15 protein-coding genes and 1 pseudogene are annotated in these 15,552 nt (G+C 29.6%); 13 read left to right on the top strand and 3 right to left on the bottom strand.

Annotated elements, in window-relative coordinates:
* Positions 1-133: 133 nt before the first annotated feature.
* Complete coding sequence (gene fliK, locus KJQ99_RS02120) at positions 134-1,771, bottom strand: flagellar hook-length control protein FliK (RefSeq protein ID WP_214149862.1); 1,638 nt, start codon at positions 1,769-1,771, stop codon at positions 134-136.
* Between the two features lie 120 nt (positions 1,772-1,891).
* Here fliK and typA point away from each other — a divergent pair, with 120 nt between their 5' ends.
* The 8 genes from typA to flgG all read left to right on the top strand — a co-directional run bounded on the left by typA (position 1,892) and on the right by flgG (position 10,581).
* Positions 1,892-3,697, top strand: coding sequence for a translational GTPase TypA (typA, locus tag KJQ99_RS02115; RefSeq protein ID WP_214116827.1), 1,806 nt, complete (start codon positions 1,892-1,894; stop codon positions 3,695-3,697).
* A 114-nt stretch (positions 3,698-3,811) separates the two neighbouring features.
* Entirely contained in the window at positions 3,812-4,078 is a 267-nt protein-coding gene (locus KJQ99_RS02110; protein WP_214116825.1) for a DUF448 domain-containing protein, read from the top strand.
* The gene (gene infB, locus KJQ99_RS02105) at positions 4,059-6,734 is read left to right on the top strand and encodes a translation initiation factor IF-2 (protein WP_214119782.1); all 2,676 of its coding nucleotides are present in this window, start codon (positions 4,059-4,061) and stop codon (positions 6,732-6,734) included. The genes KJQ99_RS02110 and infB overlap by 20 nt, the downstream gene beginning before the upstream one ends.
* Positions 6,734-7,093, top strand: a complete 360-nt coding sequence (rbfA, locus tag KJQ99_RS02100; RefSeq protein ID WP_214116821.1) for a 30S ribosome-binding factor RbfA — start codon at positions 6,734-6,736, stop codon at positions 7,091-7,093. Before infB ends, rbfA begins: the two co-directional genes overlap by 1 nt.
* On the top strand, positions 7,094-7,510 hold the full coding sequence (locus tag KJQ99_RS02095; protein ID WP_214116819.1) for an LSm family protein: 417 nt from the start codon (positions 7,094-7,096) through the stop codon (positions 7,508-7,510).
* Between the two features lie 95 nt (positions 7,511-7,605).
* A complete protein-coding gene (locus tag KJQ99_RS02090) occupies positions 7,606-8,874 on the top strand; it encodes an MFS transporter (protein WP_214149861.1) in 1,269 nt (422 codons plus the stop codon).
* A 100-nt stretch (positions 8,875-8,974) separates the two neighbouring features.
* On the top strand, positions 8,975-9,784 hold the full coding sequence (locus tag KJQ99_RS02085; RefSeq protein ID WP_214116815.1) for a flagellar hook-basal body protein: 810 nt from the start codon (positions 8,975-8,977) through the stop codon (positions 9,782-9,784).
* A gap of 8 nt (positions 9,785-9,792) precedes the next feature.
* On the top strand, positions 9,793-10,581 hold the full coding sequence (gene flgG / locus KJQ99_RS02080; RefSeq protein WP_214116814.1) for a flagellar basal-body rod protein FlgG: 789 nt from the start codon (positions 9,793-9,795) through the stop codon (positions 10,579-10,581).
* Positions 10,582-10,630: 49 nt separating this feature from the next.
* Here flgG and KJQ99_RS02075 read toward each other — a convergent pair whose 3' ends face one another.
* The gene (locus KJQ99_RS02075) at positions 10,631-11,911 is read right to left on the bottom strand and encodes an O-acetylhomoserine aminocarboxypropyltransferase/cysteine synthase family protein (RefSeq protein ID WP_214116812.1); all 1,281 of its coding nucleotides are present in this window, start codon (positions 11,909-11,911) and stop codon (positions 10,631-10,633) included.
* An 89-nt stretch (positions 11,912-12,000) separates the two neighbouring features.
* On the opposite strand from KJQ99_RS02075, the gene KJQ99_RS02070 reads away from it, so the two are divergent.
* Entirely contained in the window at positions 12,001-12,927 is a 927-nt protein-coding gene (locus KJQ99_RS02070) for a homoserine O-succinyltransferase (RefSeq protein WP_214149860.1), read from the top strand.
* Positions 12,928-12,954: 27 nt separating this feature from the next.
* Here KJQ99_RS02070 and KJQ99_RS02065 read toward each other — a convergent pair whose 3' ends face one another.
* A complete protein-coding gene (locus KJQ99_RS02065; protein WP_214116808.1) occupies positions 12,955-13,116 on the bottom strand; it encodes a hypothetical protein in 162 nt (53 codons plus the stop codon).
* 157 nt (positions 13,117-13,273) lie between these two features.
* On the opposite strand from KJQ99_RS02065, the gene pyrF reads away from it, so the two are divergent.
* The 4 genes and pseudogenes from pyrF to KJQ99_RS02045 all read left to right on the top strand — a co-directional run.
* On the top strand, positions 13,274-13,999 hold the full coding sequence (gene pyrF / locus KJQ99_RS02060) for an orotidine-5'-phosphate decarboxylase (RefSeq protein WP_214116806.1): 726 nt from the start codon (positions 13,274-13,276) through the stop codon (positions 13,997-13,999).
* The gene (pyrE, locus tag KJQ99_RS02055; protein ID WP_214116805.1) at positions 13,992-14,597 is read left to right on the top strand and encodes an orotate phosphoribosyltransferase; all 606 of its coding nucleotides are present in this window, start codon (positions 13,992-13,994) and stop codon (positions 14,595-14,597) included. Before pyrF ends, pyrE begins: the two co-directional genes overlap by 8 nt.
* A gap of 114 nt (positions 14,598-14,711) precedes the next feature.
* Positions 14,712-15,176, top strand: coding sequence for a hypothetical protein (locus KJQ99_RS02050; protein ID WP_214116803.1), 465 nt, complete (start codon positions 14,712-14,714; stop codon positions 15,174-15,176).
* Positions 15,177-15,254: 78 nt separating this feature from the next.
* A pseudogene (locus KJQ99_RS02045) lies at positions 15,255-15,552 on the top strand (hypothetical protein); the annotation flags it as partial.

Below are 15,552 nucleotides of genomic sequence, written 5' to 3'. Positions count from 1 at the left end.
ATTTAATTAAAGCCTAAATAATAAAGGCTTTAATTATTTTAACTATCTTTAAAATATATTTTAGCAGCAAAGCTTACTGCTAAAATTATCATTGAACTTATTAATAAAATTGAAACCAACATTTTTTACCCCTTTAAAAATATCTATAAAGCACAGCATTAATTCCACTTGGCATATCACTTGTGCTTTCTAATTCTTCAATTTCTTCATATTTTTTACGAGCTTTTTGCTGCTCTTGATGATTTGAACCTTCTTTTTTATCTCCAAAATTCATAGCAAGACCCGTAAAGCCCATATTTACAAGGCTATTTTTAAATTCTTGCTGATTTGCTATGAAAAGATTTAAAGTATTTGCATTGTTTGAATTAAGATTTATATGTAAGTTATTACCCCTTGCAATCATAGTAACATTAACTTCTCCTAATTCTTTAGGATTTAAATTAATGCTAACTTTATGGCTTGGAGCTTTGAATTTTTCTATTTCTTCCTTAAAATCTCTTGTAAAATTATCAATTACTAATTTAGTTTGTTCTTTACTAAGTTCTTTATTAGGATTTAAAAAATCAACTTTAAGATTTTGTGGTAGATTTAGCTTTTCTTTATTATCTTGAGTTTGGCTTGAGTTTTCATCTAAATTATCTTGCAAATTTTCTTCTACTATATTTAATTCAGGTAGAATTTTATTTTCATTTTCTTTTGTTTCTTGGGTTTGAATTTGAGTTTTATTTGCTTGAATTTGTATATCTTTTATATCATTTTTAATTGTGTTCGGAGTGATTTTAGGACTTTGTGTTTCTATATCTTTTGAAACGATTTTAAATGCTTCTTCTTTTATATCTTTAGTTTGTTTTTTATCATCATTTGCAATTTTGCTTAATAACTCATTTAAAGCTCCAGTTTTTAGAGTTTTTTCAGCGTTTATAATAGGTTCGTTTGTATTATTAGATACAATTTTTTCACTTTTTACTGATAATAAACTTTCTAAATTTGGTTTTTTAATTTCAGTATTTTTTAAATTCTCTTCAATTTTTGTATTTTTGTTTAATGCGTGTGAGAAGAAATTTTGCTCATATAATTTAGGATATGGTTTAGCAAAAATTTGCTCGTTATATTCATTATTTTTAATTTTTTCATAAGTTATATTACTAAGCCCTAATTTATGCTCTTTTGCAAGTTCTACTAATGAATGAACGCTATTTGTATTTGCAAAACTTTCTAAACTAGCTTTATTATTAACAATATTTTTTAAGTTAAAAAAATCATTTAATTTTACATTTTTTTTATCTTGCTTTAATATGTCTAAAAAATCTAAAATCTGAACGAAATTCAAATCATCTAAAAGTTCTTTTCCATATTCAACATCTTCCATAGAAGTCTTAATATCTTGCATAATTTCAGCATCACTTATTTGCAATCTTTTAGGTAAAAATTCATTCATTTCTTTTGCATTTTGCACTATTTTTAATACTTTATCTTGTAGAGTTTTTGGATTTTGTAAAAGACTTGCTAATAAATTTGGCTCTTGTTTGCTTGTTTTTTCATTTAATAAAGTTGAAGCTAGATTTATATTACTAAATTGTTTTACATCTTTATTTTTTATTTCATTTTTTGCTTTAAATACATTTTGCATTACCAATAAATTTTTAGTATCTTTTACATCGGTTTGATTAAATAATAAATCAGCAAAACCTTCTCCGCCAGACTTTTTAGAGCCTTTACCTTTTTTAGAATTTAGATTTTTTACATCTTGTAAAATTAATAAATCTTTCATAATAATCCTTGTTTAAAACTTAATGGGATTTAGCAAAATTCGTTCCAAGTTTTTGTGATTTCATATTTAAAAATTAACCTAAATTAATTAAACTTTTACTTTAAAATCAAGGAGAAAACATTGAGTATTAGAAATATAGCAGTAATCGCACACGTTGATCATGGTAAGACTACAATGGTTGATCAGTTATTAAAACAATCAGGAACATTTAGCGAAAGAGACCAAGTTGATGAACGCGTTATGGATAGTAATGATATTGAAAAAGAGCGTGGAATTACAATTCTTTCAAAAAACACAGCAATTAATTATAAAGGCACAAAAATTAACATAATTGATACTCCAGGCCACGCAGATTTTGGTGGAGAAGTTGAGCGTGTTTTAAAGATGATTGATGGGGTTTTATTAATCGTTGATGCTCAAGAAGGTGTTATGCCACAAACTAAATTCGTTGTTAAAAAAGCATTAGCATTAGGTCTTAGACCAATAGTTGTGGTAAATAAAATAGACAAAGCTGCAGCTGAACCTGATAGAGTAATTAATGAAGTATTTGACCTTTTTGCTGCACTTGATGCAACTGATGAGCAATTAGATTTCCCTGTAATTTATGCAATTGGAAAAGAAGGTATTGCAAAAAATGAATTAGATGATGATAGTAAGGATATGCAACCTTTATTTGACAAGATAATTGAGCATGTTCCAGCACCAAGTGGTAGTAATGAAAATCCTTTACAATTACAAGTATTTACATTAGGTTATGATAACTTCGTTGGTAAAATTGGAATTGCTAGAATTTTCAATGGAACAATTTCAAAAAATCAAAATGTAATGTTAGCTAAGGCTGATGGGACAAAACACACAGGAAGAATTTCAAAACTAATTGGATTTTTAGGTTTAGAAAAAATGGATATTGATAGTGCTAGCACAGGAGATATCGTAGCAATTGCAGGTTTTGATGCTTTAGATGTTGGAGATAGCGTAGTTGATCCTAGCAATCCTATGCCACTTGACCCACTGCATATAGAAGAACCTACTTTAAGCGTTGTATTTAGCGTAAATGATGGACCTTTAGCAGGAACTGAAGGAAAGCATGTTACAAGTAATAAAATCGCTGAAAGATTAGAAAGCGAAATGAAGACAAATATCGCTATGAAATATGAAAATATTGGCGAAGGTAAGTTTAAAGTAAGTGGCCGTGGTGAATTACAAATTACGATTTTAGCTGAAAATATGAGAAGAGAAGGTTTTGAGTTTTGTCTTGGACGCCCTGAAGTTATCGTAAAGATTGAAAATGGAGTTAAAACAGAGCCTTTTGAAAATCTAGTTATTGATGTTCCTGATGAGTTTAGTGGAACGGTTATTGAAAAGCTTGGAAGAAGAAGAGCTGAGATGAAAAGTATGGTTCCAACAGGAGATGGACAAACTAGACTTGAGTTTGAAATTCCTGCTCGTGGGCTAATTGGATTTAGAAGTCAGTTTTTAACAGATACAAAAGGTGAAGGTATAATGAATCATAGTTTTATGGAATTTAGACCTTTTGTTGGTAGTGTTGAAAAACGCCAAAATGGAGCATTAGTGAGTATGGAAAATGGTGTTGCATTAGCTTATTCATTATGGAATCTTCAAGATAGGGGTGTTTTATTTATAGACCCTCAAGCAAAAACTTATGTTGGTATGATTATAGGTGAGCATAGTCGTCCGAATGATCTTGATGTAAATCCTATAAAAGGTAAAAACCTAACCAATGTTCGTGCTAGTGGTAGTGATGATGCTATTAAATTAGTTCCACCTAGAAAACCTACTTTAGAGCGTGCTATGGAGTGGATTGAAGAAGATGAATTAGTAGAAGTAACTCCAATTAATATTCGTATTAGAAAGCGTTATTTAGATCCAACTCTAAGACGCCGTATGGAAAAATCTAAATCTTAATTTTTATTCTTTCTATTCTAAATCTTTTAAAGAATTTAGAATAGAAAATTAAAATGTTTGAAAATAAAGCTTTTAAGACTTCTGTTAAGCAAAAACAATTAAAATTAAAAGATTATGAAAAAAGCAAAACCTATTAGAATGTGTATTATTTGCAAGATTAGAAAAAATCAAACTGATTTAAAGCGTTTTCAAGTGTCTTTAAATGAAGTTTTATTTCAATTTAATAGCGGTAGAAGTATGTATTTATGTGATGAATGCCTTAAAAAAGATGATAGTGATTTTTTAAAGTCTTTGCAAAAAGTTATAAAAATTAATATAGATAAAAAAGAACTTGCTAGTAAATTAAAAGAAAGGTTTTTAAATGGCGAATATAAAAATTAGTGAAATAGCAGCGGAATTAGGTTATCAAAATAAAGAAACTTTAGAAAAAATTAATGAATTAGGATTTGATTATAAATCACCTCAAAAAGCTGTAAGTGAAGATGTAGCAGCAGCAATATATGAGTATTTAAAAAATGGAACAATTCAACAAATTTTAAAAGATGAAGTTGCAAAATCAAGTAAAAGTGCCAAAAAATCTAGTACAAAATCAACTACTTCTAAAACAACAAAAAGTAAAACTGAAAAAGCTGAAAAAAGTACAAAGACTGAAAAGATTGAAAAAACAAAAAAAACTGAAAGCAAACAAAAAGAAATTCTTAAAGAAGAAACCAAAGAAGATAAACAAGAAACTAAAGAAGAAAAAATAGTAGAAGAAAAAATCACTAAGGTAGAAGTTAAAGAAGAAATGAAAAGCAAAGAAATAGCAAAAGAAGAATTAGTGCAAGAAGAACCTGTAAGTCTTGCAAGAAGTGGGCTTGAAAAACGCCGTGGCTTAGTAATTATTAAGAAGAAAAATGCAGCAAAAGAAGAAGTTAAAGAAGAGGTTAAGCCTAAAGCTCAATCAAAAGAGCCCGTATCGTTTGCTTCAATATTTAGCACAGATGAAAGCTTAAAAAAGAAAAAAGCTAAAAAAATAGTTCCAGCAGCAAGAAAAGAAAGTTCATCTAAGATGGATTTTGATACTAATTTTGCAGAGATTAATGATGATGAAGATGATGTTGTGGTTATGCCTGATTTTTCATTTAATGAAAGAAAAGAAGATATTGAAAAGCCTGCAAAGGCACAAACTTCATTAAGAAGTGCATTTAATAACCAAATCAATCAATTTACAAATACTTCAATAGCAAGGTCTCGCCGTAAAAAATCAAAAGCATATAAAAAAGAACAAAGTAGCGAAGAAATTACAAGTATTAAAATTCCTAAAGAAATAAGACTTTATGAATTAGCAGAGAAGTTAGGTAAAAAAGATAGTGAATTAATTTCAAAATTATTTATGCAAGGAATGATGACTACTAAAAATGATTTCTTAGATGAAGAAACTATTGAGATTTTAGGACTTGAGTTTGGAATTGAAATAAGCTTTTTTGATGAGACTGCACAATTTGATTATGTTGCTGATTATGAAGAAAATCAAGAAGAATTAAAAGATATTAAAGTTCCTGTTGTAACAATTATGGGGCATGTTGATCATGGTAAGACAAGTTTGCTTGATTATATTAGAAATAGTCGTGTAGCAAGTGGCGAAGCAGGTGGAATTACTCAGCACGTTGGTGCTTATATGGTTAATAAAAATGGTAAAAATATAACCTTTATTGATACTCCAGGTCACGAAGCATTTTCAGCTATGAGAGCTAGGGGTGCTAGTGTTACTGATATAGTAATTATTGTTGTTGCAGCTGATGATGGTGTAAAACCACAAACAAAAGAAGCAATTTCGCATGCAAAAGCAGCGGGTGTTCCAATCATCATCGCTGTTAATAAAATAGATAAAGAAGCAGCAAATCCTGATAGAGTTAAAACTCAATTAGCAGAGCTTGATATTATGCCAACTGAGTGGGGTGGAAGTCATGAATTCGTTCATATTAGTGCTTTAAAGGGAACTGGAATTGAAGATTTACTTGAAATTATCTTATTACAAGCTGAAATTTTAGAGCTTAAAGCAAATAAGAATACAGCTGCAAAAGCAAATATAGTTGAAAGTTCTTTACAAAAAGGTCGTGGTGTAGTAACTACTGTGATTATGGAAAATGGAACGCTAAGAGTAGGAGATACCGTTGTAGCAGGCATTGCTTATGGTAGGGTAAAAAGTATTACAGATAGCAAAGGTAACGCACTAAAAGAGATTTTACCAGGCGAGTGTGGTGTAATTATGGGTCTTAATGAAATTCCTGATGCAGGTGAGACTTTAATTAGTGTTGCGACTGATAAAGAAGCAAGAGATTACGCACAAAAACGCCACGAATATTTAAGACAAAAAGAATTAAGCAAATCAACAAAAGTAAGCCTTGATGAATTAAGTGCAAAAATTAAAGAAGGGAATTTAAAATCATTACCTGTTATTTTAAAAGCCGATGTAGGTGGAACATTAGAAGCTATTAGAGGAAGTCTTGAAAAGCTTTCAAATGATGAGGTAAAAGTTGATATTGTTTTAGGTGGTGTTGGTGGAATATCTCAAGGAGATATTGCTTTAGCACAAGCTAGTGGTGGTGTTATAGTTGGCTTTAATGTTCGTCCAACGGGGGATATTAAGGAAAAAGCAAAAGAAGCCAAGGTTGAGATTAAAACATATAATGTAATTTACAATCTAATTGATGAGATTAAGGCTATTTTAGGTGGTTTAATGAGTCCTATTATTAGCGAAGAGCAACTCGGACAAGCTGAAATTAGACAAGTAATCAATGTGCCAAAAGTAGGACAAATAGCAGGATGTATGGTAACTGATGGAAGCATAGTAAGAGGGGCTAAAATCCGTGTTATTCGTGAAGGTGTTGTAGTGTTTGAAGGAGAGATTAGCTCACTTAAACGCTTTAAAGACGACGCTAGAGAAGTTAGCAAAGGTTATGAATGTGGTGTTGGTATCGTTGGATTTAACGATATGAGAGAAGGCGATTTTATAGAAAGTTATAAAGAAGTTCAAAGTAAGGCTAGTTTATAATGAATGATAAAGCACAAATAAAACGCCTAAGAACACAAAGTTTGCTAAAGGAATTAGTAGGAGAAGCTTTAGCAAACTTAGATGATCCTTTATTGAGCGGTCTATTGGTAAATGATGTAGATTGTAAAAAGGGTCGTTATGATGCTTTTATATATTTAGATAAAATGTCGCTTACAAAAGATGAACAAAATTTAGTTCTTTCTAAGCTAAAAAGAGTTAGCAAAGTATTGCAAGCTCATTGCTTAGGAGCGCTTGGTATGTATAGATGTCCAAATTTTCATTTTAGGTTTGACGATAGTTTAGATAAAATTAATAGAATAGAAGAATTATTTAAGCAAATTAATAAGGAAAAGAAATAAATGGAGCTAGAGAATTTAGCTAAACAGCTTAATTTAGTGATTTATGATACTGAATTAGCAAAAGAAGGCAATAACTTTATTTATAGAATTTTCATCTTAAAAGATGGAGAAAATAAATCAGTTAGCCTTGATGATTGCGAGCAATTTAGTAGATTGATTTCTCCTATACTTGATTTAAATCCACCTACAGATGAAAAATACTTTTTAGAAGTAAGCTCTCCTGGACTTGAAAGAAAGCTTACTAAAATAGAGCATTTTAAACTTAGTATAGGTGAGATACTAAAAATTAAAACTAAAGAAAAAGAAGAAATTATCTCAAAATTACTTAGTGCTGATGATGAAAAAATCACTTTAGAAGATGGCACAATTTTAAACTACGCAGATATTAAATCTACAAAAACTTATATCTATTGGTAAGGCAAAGCCTTACCTATATACTCTTACTCAAATTAATAATCATTAACAAAATCAAAATTAGAAATAAAAAAAACAAAGAAATTTAAAGGAATTTAATGAAAACTATTACAAAAAAAGATACAAAAACCTTAGCATTAAGTGCATTAGGTGGGACATTAGAATTTTATGATTTTATTATATTTGCATTATTTACTCCGTATTTTACACATCATTTTTTTCCAAAAGAGCTTGATGAGAGTATAAAATTATTAAATACTTATGGAGCTTTTGCTGCAGGGTATTTAGCTCGTCCATTAGGTGGAGTTATAATGGCACATTTTGGCGATAAGTTTGGTAGGAAAAATATGTTTTTATTAAGCATTATTTTAATGGTAATTCCTACATTTATTTTTGCGATTATGCCTACTTATGAGCAAATTGGCTATTTTGCTATTGCTATTTTATTAGCTATTAGATTAGTTCAAGGCGTTGCTATTGGAGGAGAGTTACCTGGTGCTTGGGCTTTTATATATGAGCATAGTCCTGATAATAAAAAGGCATTATTTTTAGGAGTTTTAACTAGTGGGGTTTGTGGTGGTATTACTTTAGGAGCTTTAAGTGCGTTATTGCTTCAACTAAATTTCACAGAAGATGAAATAAAAGATTATGCGTATAGAATTCCTTTCTTAATAGGTGGTATTTTTGGTCTAATTAGCATTTATCTTAGAAGATTTTTGCAAGAAACTCCTATTTTTAAGCAACTTCAAGCTGAAAAGCAATTAAGCGATTTTCCTATAAAATCAGTCATAAAAGATTATAAAATAGAAATAATTTTATCAATGTTTTTAACTATTGTTCTTACTGCTTGTGTTTTAGTATTTTTAATAATGATGCCTAATTTTATGAAAGGTATTTTAAATATTAATCCTGCTTTAAATACTAGCTTACAAATTATTGCGAGTATATTTATGATGATTGGACTTGTTGTTTGTGGGGCATTGGCTGATAGATTTAAAGCTAGTTTAATTTGCAAAATTTTTGCTATTTTATTAGTTTTTACTAGCACTATGTATTTTTATTCTTTATATGTTTTAAAGGATTTCGCTTCAACTTGTATATTTTATTTTGCTTCGGCGTTTTTTGGTGGTATTGTTAATTTTACATCATTATTTATGTGTAGGCTTTATAAGGCTAGTATTAGATATACAGGTATAGGATTTTCTTATAATTTAGCTTATGCAATAGCAGGATTTTTAACTCCAATTATCGTAGTTAAATCACACGGAAAATTTGATATTGGTAGTGGATATTACATTATTTTCATATGTTTAATTGCTTTTTTAAATTCTGTATTTTTTGACAAAATTATGAAAAATAAAAAATAAAGAATTTGATTTTAAGATAAACTCTAAAAATTTTTAGAAGTTTATCTTATTTTGGAATAAGTTTTGCTTTTATCAAAATATAAAATATTTAAGGAAAGTTATGCAAAACGGATTTTATCAAGCTACAGGAGCAATGGTTACTCAACTAAATCGCTTAAATGTTATCTCTAATAATTTAGCTAATGTAAATACTGCAGGTTATAAAAGAGATAATGTAGTAATTGCTGATTTTAAAAGGCTTTATGATGAAGAAATGCAAAATATGCCAATTGATAATCATACAAAACAAGCTGCAAAATACATAAATCAAACCATAAATAGAGTTCCTAATATTGATATAGAATACACAGATTTTAGCGTAGGTGCAATCCGTCCGACCAACAATCCTTTAGATATTGCAATCAAAAGAAGTGATTGTTTTTTTATGGTTCGCTCATCAGATGGTAGTGTGAAATTTAGCAAAAATGGAGCATTTAGCCTAGATGAAGATGGCTTTATAGTTACAAAAAATGGAGATAGATTATTAAGCTCAAATTATTTTGAAGACCCTGCAAATGATGGCATTCAAGTAGGAGATAATCAAAGATTAACTATTGATTCAGATGGAAATGTCTATTTAGATGGTGAAGTAGCAAATAGGATTTTTGTAGCTAGGATGGATGATACAAGGGATTTAGAAAAGATAGGAGATAATCTTTATAAACTAGATGATTTAACTAAAATGCAAGATTTTGAGGGTTCAAATGCACTTGCGAGTGGGTTTTTAGAAATGAGTAATGTAAATGCCGTTAATGAAATGGTAGGTCTTATAGAAACTCATCGTTTAGTTGAAATGTATCAAAAAGTAATGACTAGCCATATGGATGAGCTAAATAGCGACGCAATAAATAAATTAGCAAATGTTAAATAGGAGTAAAAATGCTTAGGTCTTTATATACAGCAGCAACAGGAATGATAGCACAGCAAACACAAATTGATACAACATCTCATAATATTGCCAATGTAAATACTATGGGATACAAAAAAAATAGAGCAGAATTTGCTGATTTAATGTATCAAGTAATGGAATACGCAGGCACTAGCACAAGCACAACAACTCAAAGTCCAACAGGTATTGAAGTAGGTCTTGGAGTTCGCCCAACAGCAATTACAAAGCAATTTACACAAGGATATTTCAAAGAAACAGGCAATCAATTAGATATGGTAATAGCCGGTAATGGTTTTTTCCAAGTTCAGCTACCTGATGGCACTACGGCATATACAAGAAATGGTGCTTTTAAGCTAGATAGCGAAGGAACTATCGTAAATAGTGATGGATATAGATTAATCCCTGAAATTACAATTCCTGAAGATGCAGTTGCTATTGGGATAGGAACTGATGGGGTTGTAAGTGTAATTCAAGCGGGTAATCCTGAAGCAGTGCAACTAGGTCAAATTGAATTAGCAAACTTCATAAATCCTAGTGGCTTACACGCATTAGGAGATAATAATTTCCTTGAAACTAGTGCTAGTGGAGCAGTTGTAGTTGGCACTGGCGGGACTAATGGTTTTGGTCAAATTAAGCAAAACTTCGTAGAGATGAGTAACGTGCAATTAGTAGAAGAAATGACTGATTTAATCACAGGTCAAAGAGCTTATGAAGCAAACTCTAAAGCAATCACTACAAGTGATGAAATGCTATCAATCGTAAATGGACTTAAAAGATAAATAATATAGATTGAAATTCTTATAATTTTATAAGAATTTCAAATACGAATTACTTAAAAGTAACTTCTAATGCTTGTTTAATATCAGCTATTAAATCATCAGCATTTTCAATACCAACAGAAAGCCTTACAAGACCTTCGCTAACTCCAGCTTTTATTAATTCAGCTTCATTTAATTGTCTATGAGTATGACTTGCAGGGTGTAAAATACAGCTTCTTGCATCAGCTACATGAGTTGCTATCATTATTAATTTTAAGCTATCTAAAAACTTAACTGCCTTAGCTTTATTTGCTTTTAATGTAAAGCTAATAACCCCACAAACCCCATTAGGCATATATTCTAAAGCTAGATTATAATAAGGACTGCTTTTTAGCATAGGGCAATTTACGCTTTCAATATATTCATTATTTTCTAAAAATTCTGCAATTTTTTTCGCATTTTCGCAGTGTTTTGCCATTCTTAAAGGTAGGCTTTCAATATGAGTTGATAGCATATATGCACTAGTTGCAGGTAAGCAAGCACCTATATCTCTCATTAATTGAACAATCATTTTTACAATATACGCTAATTTGCCAAATTTTTGTGTATAGATTAATCCGTGATATGACTCATCAGGGGTGTTAAAATCTGCAAATTTTTTAGGATACTTACTCCAATCAAAATTACCACTATCAAGCACAACCCCAGCAATCACACTTGAATGCCCATCAAGATATTTAGTAGCTGAATGAATAACAATATCAGCTCCGTGTTTTATAGGCTGGCAATTAATAGGAGTTGCAAAAGTATTATCAATTACTAATGGAATTTCATTTTCGTGAGCAATATTTGCAAATCTTTTAATATCAAGCACTACTAAAGCAGGATTTGATACGCTTTCAGCGTAAATTAATTTTGTGTTTTCTTTAATAGCTGCTCTTATTTCATCATCTGTGCTATTTGCACTAATAAAGGTGCAATCAATTCCAAATTTTTTAAGCGTTACGCCTATTAGATTTATACTTCCACCATAAATCTCATTTACGCAAACTAAATGATCTCCTGCTTTACAAATATTTGTAATTGCAAAAAATATAGCTGCTTGTCCGCTAGAAGTTAGCACCCCAGCAATTGCTCCTTCTAATTTAGCAATTTTACTAGCTACATAATCATTTGTAGGATTTGCTACTCTTGAGTAAAAATATCCACTTTCTTCTAAGTCAAATAATTTTCCCATAAATTCACAAGAATCGTATTTGTAAGTAGTTGATTGAATGATTGGCACTTGCCTACTTTCGCCATTTTTTGGCTCATAACCTGCGTGAATACATAAAGTATCTTGTTTTAACATTTTCTCTCCTTTAAAAAAATATTAGTTTAACTTTATTTTAAGTATTTAGCAAGTAAAAAATGGCAAAATTAGTTAAAAAAGGAGAAAAAATGCCCGTTAATATAAAAACTAACCTTCCAGCAAAAGTTTTACTAGAAAATGAAAATATTTTCGTAATGGATGAAGCAAGAGCAAATTCTCAAGATATTCGTCCATTAGAGCTTGTGATTTTAAACCTTATGCCAATCAAAGAAGAAACTGAATTAGAATTACTTAGAATGCTTTCTAATACGCCTTTACAAGTAAAAATCACGCTTTTAAGAATAGCAAGTCACGAGAGCAAAAACACTTGTCAAAGCCACTTAAACGAGCATTATTTGGTATTTGATGAGATAAAGCATAAAAAATTTGATGGAATGATAATAACAGGAGCTCCGCTAGAACAATATGAATTTAGCGAAATAACTTATTATGATGAATTAGTTAGTATTTTAGAATGGAGCAAAAGCAATGTTTTTAGCACTCTTCATATATGCTATGGTGCGATGTTTGGGCTAAATTATCATTACAATATTGCAAAAATTCCTTTAAAAAAGAAATTAAGTGGAGTGTTTTATCACGATGTAATTGATAGTAAAGATGAGATTTTAAGGGGAATTGATGATGTGTTTTTAGCTCCACATTCAAGGCATTCAGGAATTGATGAATTAGCCTTAGCAAATCATAAATCTTTAGTGATTTTAGCTAAAAGCGATTTAGCAGGAAGCTATTTGATAAGAAGTTCTGATAGAAGACAAGTGTTTGTCCTAGGTCATCCTGAATACTCTCGCACTACTTTAGATAATGAGTATAAAAGAGATATTAAAAACGGCTTAGATGTTGATATTCCTTATAATTATTATAAAGATGATAATCCAAACAATCCCCCAAAACTTACTTGGAGAGCTCACGCAAATTGCGTTTATATCAACTGGCTAAATTATTATGTATATCAAACTACACCTTTTGAATTAGACAAACTTAATTCAATTAATTAATTAAGATTTAGATTTTCTAAATCTTAATTAGATTTTTTTAACTCCGCTTTCATTCATATAATTTATGAAATCTTGTCTTAATTCTTCTTCTTTTTGTTTGATTTTTGCTAGTTCTAATTCTTGCTCTTTTTTCTTTTCATTTTCTTTTATATCTGTTTTGATTTGTTTTAATGAGTCCAAAAAGTCCATTTTTTCTCCTTTTGATTTTTGTATTATATTATTTAAATAATGTAATAAATAACTTTTAAAAATATAAATTCAATATGTTTTATTTAATAAATTTTTGCATAATGCTAAGTCGTAAAGAGTTAAAAAGAGATAATTTTATTAAATCAAAGGAGAGAATTTGAAAACCATAATCGCATTAGATTTTGACACCTTAGAGCAAAGCCGTGAATTTGTATCAAAACTATCAGCAAAAAATCTTGAAAACTATGCAAAAGAGCATAATTTAAAATTAATTATGCCTTATTTAAAAGTCGGTATGTGGCAATACTACACAGCTGGAAATGACTTTTTAAAAGAGCTAAAAGACTTAGGTTTTAATATATTTTTAGATTTAAAATTAATTGATATCCCAAATACTATTTATAATGCTACTAAGACACTTTTAAAAAATGATATTGATATTTTAAGCCTTCATTCTTTTGCAGGCGAGCAAGCTTTAAAGGCTGCTGTTAATGCTAAAAATGAATTAGGTAGCAAGTGTGAATTATTTGGAATTTCTGTATTAACTTCGTTTGAAGAAGAAGAATTTAAAAATGATTTAGGCTTTAATGGAAGCATTAATGATTGCGTAAAACAACGCTGTTTAATCAGTAAAAAAGCAGGTCTTGATGGCATAGTAAGTAGTGCTTATGAGGCAAAATTTGCTAAAGATTTAGGACTTAAGGCTCTTACGCCTGGCATTAGATTTTTAGGCAATGATGCAAATGACCAAGCAAGGGTTGCTACGCCAAAATTTGCTATAGAAAACAATATTGATTATATTGTAGCTGGTAGAATGATTACAAAGAGTTCTAATCCTATTAGAGCTTATTTTCAATGTATAAAAGGAGAAGAAAATGAATAAAGAAGTTGCAAGTGAAGTTGTAAAAATATTAAAAGATTGTGAAGCAATATTTATTAATACTAAAGAATTTTTCACATATTCAAGTGGTATTAAAAGCCCTATATATTGTGATAATCGTGTGTTAATTAGCTATCCAAAAGAGCGTAAAATCATAGCAAATCATTTAGCGAATTTGATTAAAGAAAAAGCAGGAGATGTTGATTACATAGCAGCAACTGCTACTGGAGCTATTGCTCACGGAGCTTGGGTGGCTGATATATTAAACAAACCATTAGTATATATATTATCAAAAAACAAAACCCATGGAAGAGCAAAGATGATTGAAGGAAGCTTTAAGCACGGAAGCACTTGCGTTGTGCTAGAAGATTTAATCTCAAGTGGCGGTTCAAGTATTGCTGCTGTTGGTGCTGCTAGGTCTCACGGATTAGATGTAAAAGGTGTGTTTTCAATATTTAGCTATGAATTAAATCAAGCTAAGAAAAATTATGAGAGTATTGATTGCCCTGCTTATTCGCTTAGTGGATTTTCTGCATTTAGTGGATTTTTAAGCGATGAAGAAGTAAAAGTTCTAAACGAATGGCGTGACGCTCAAGAATAAAATAATTTTAATTTCAAATTCCGATTTTGGAATTTGAATATCTTCAAACCTTCTTTACTTTATAAAAAATAATTTTTATAATATTTACTTAATAGTTAAAATTAAGGAGAAATAATGGCTTTTAAGAACGCAGTAGTTACAAAAGAACTTGATGAAAAATACAAAATGACAGATATTTTTTGCAATTATACAGATAGCTTATACTATAAACAAAATCGTATGATGCCTGATGAGAAAAGAATAGTAATAGATGAAGAATTAGATTGTTTTATAATGCTAGGTTATAATTTTTTAGATCCTGAATTAGAGCATGCAAGACTTAGTAAAGGCTTGTGGGTTTTATATTATAAAGGTAATTTGATTGAAGTTATACTTGATTATGATTTTGATATAACAATAGATGGTGTTTTATACGATAAAGTTTGGAGTATTTTTGATATTAAAAACAATGAATTATTAAGTGAAAAAGAAGTTATAAATCTTCTTAAAGAAATATTAGATGTTTATAATCTTTCTGGTGCTTGGGAAACAATTGACGGCTATAAAGTATATGTAAGAGATGAAATAATAAAAGAATAAATATTTTAAATCCTAATTCAAATTCTTTAAAAATTGTGGAATTTTAAGTAGGAATTTGGTTTAAAAAAAGGTAAGCAAATGGCTTTTAAAAACGCAATTATTGATGATAGATTAGAGAAGAAATATTCTTTTGTAGATATTTGTATTAAGCATACTAATGATTGGTATCTCAGACAACATCATAAATTTCCTTATGAAGAACGCATTGTAATAGATGAAGAATTAGACTGCTGGTTTATGAATTGTATGTATTTTGATGACCCAGAACTAGACCATGCAAAACTTAATAAATCTTTGTGGATTTTATATTATAAAGGCGAACATATAAGGATAATTTTAGATTATGATATCAAACAAGAGATTGATAATGTAGTTT

This window comes from Campylobacter sp. 2018MI13, assembly GCF_018501135.1.
Taxonomy (GTDB): domain Bacteria; phylum Campylobacterota; class Campylobacteria; order Campylobacterales; family Campylobacteraceae; genus Campylobacter_E.
Note: the sequence above shows the minus strand (reverse complement) of the source record. Positions and strands in the feature narration are given on the sequence as shown.

Coding starts and splice junctions, on each gene's coding strand:
- fliK (WP_214149862.1), bottom strand. CDS start 1,771: ATGAAAGATTTATTAATTTTACAAGATGTAAAAAATCTAAATTCTAAA.
- KJQ99_RS02110 (WP_214116825.1), top strand. CDS start 3,812: ATGAAAAAAGCAAAACCTATTAGAATGTGTATTATTTGCAAGATTAGA.
- infB (WP_214119782.1), top strand. CDS start 4,059: ATGGCGAATATAAAAATTAGTGAAATAGCAGCGGAATTAGGTTATCAA.
- rbfA (WP_214116821.1), top strand. CDS start 6,734: ATGAATGATAAAGCACAAATAAAACGCCTAAGAACACAAAGTTTGCTA.
- KJQ99_RS02095 (WP_214116819.1), top strand. CDS start 7,094: ATGGAGCTAGAGAATTTAGCTAAACAGCTTAATTTAGTGATTTATGAT.
- KJQ99_RS02090 (WP_214149861.1), top strand. CDS start 7,606: ATGAAAACTATTACAAAAAAAGATACAAAAACCTTAGCATTAAGTGCA.
- KJQ99_RS02085 (WP_214116815.1), top strand. CDS start 8,975: ATGCAAAACGGATTTTATCAAGCTACAGGAGCAATGGTTACTCAACTA.
- flgG (WP_214116814.1), top strand. CDS start 9,793: ATGCTTAGGTCTTTATATACAGCAGCAACAGGAATGATAGCACAGCAA.
- KJQ99_RS02075 (WP_214116812.1), bottom strand. CDS start 11,911: ATGTTAAAACAAGATACTTTATGTATTCACGCAGGTTATGAGCCAAAA.
- KJQ99_RS02070 (WP_214149860.1), top strand. CDS start 12,001: ATGCCCGTTAATATAAAAACTAACCTTCCAGCAAAAGTTTTACTAGAA.
- KJQ99_RS02065 (WP_214116808.1), bottom strand. CDS start 13,116: ATGGACTTTTTGGACTCATTAAAACAAATCAAAACAGATATAAAAGAA.
- pyrE (WP_214116805.1), top strand. CDS start 13,992: ATGAATAAAGAAGTTGCAAGTGAAGTTGTAAAAATATTAAAAGATTGT.
- KJQ99_RS02050 (WP_214116803.1), top strand. CDS start 14,712: ATGGCTTTTAAGAACGCAGTAGTTACAAAAGAACTTGATGAAAAATAC.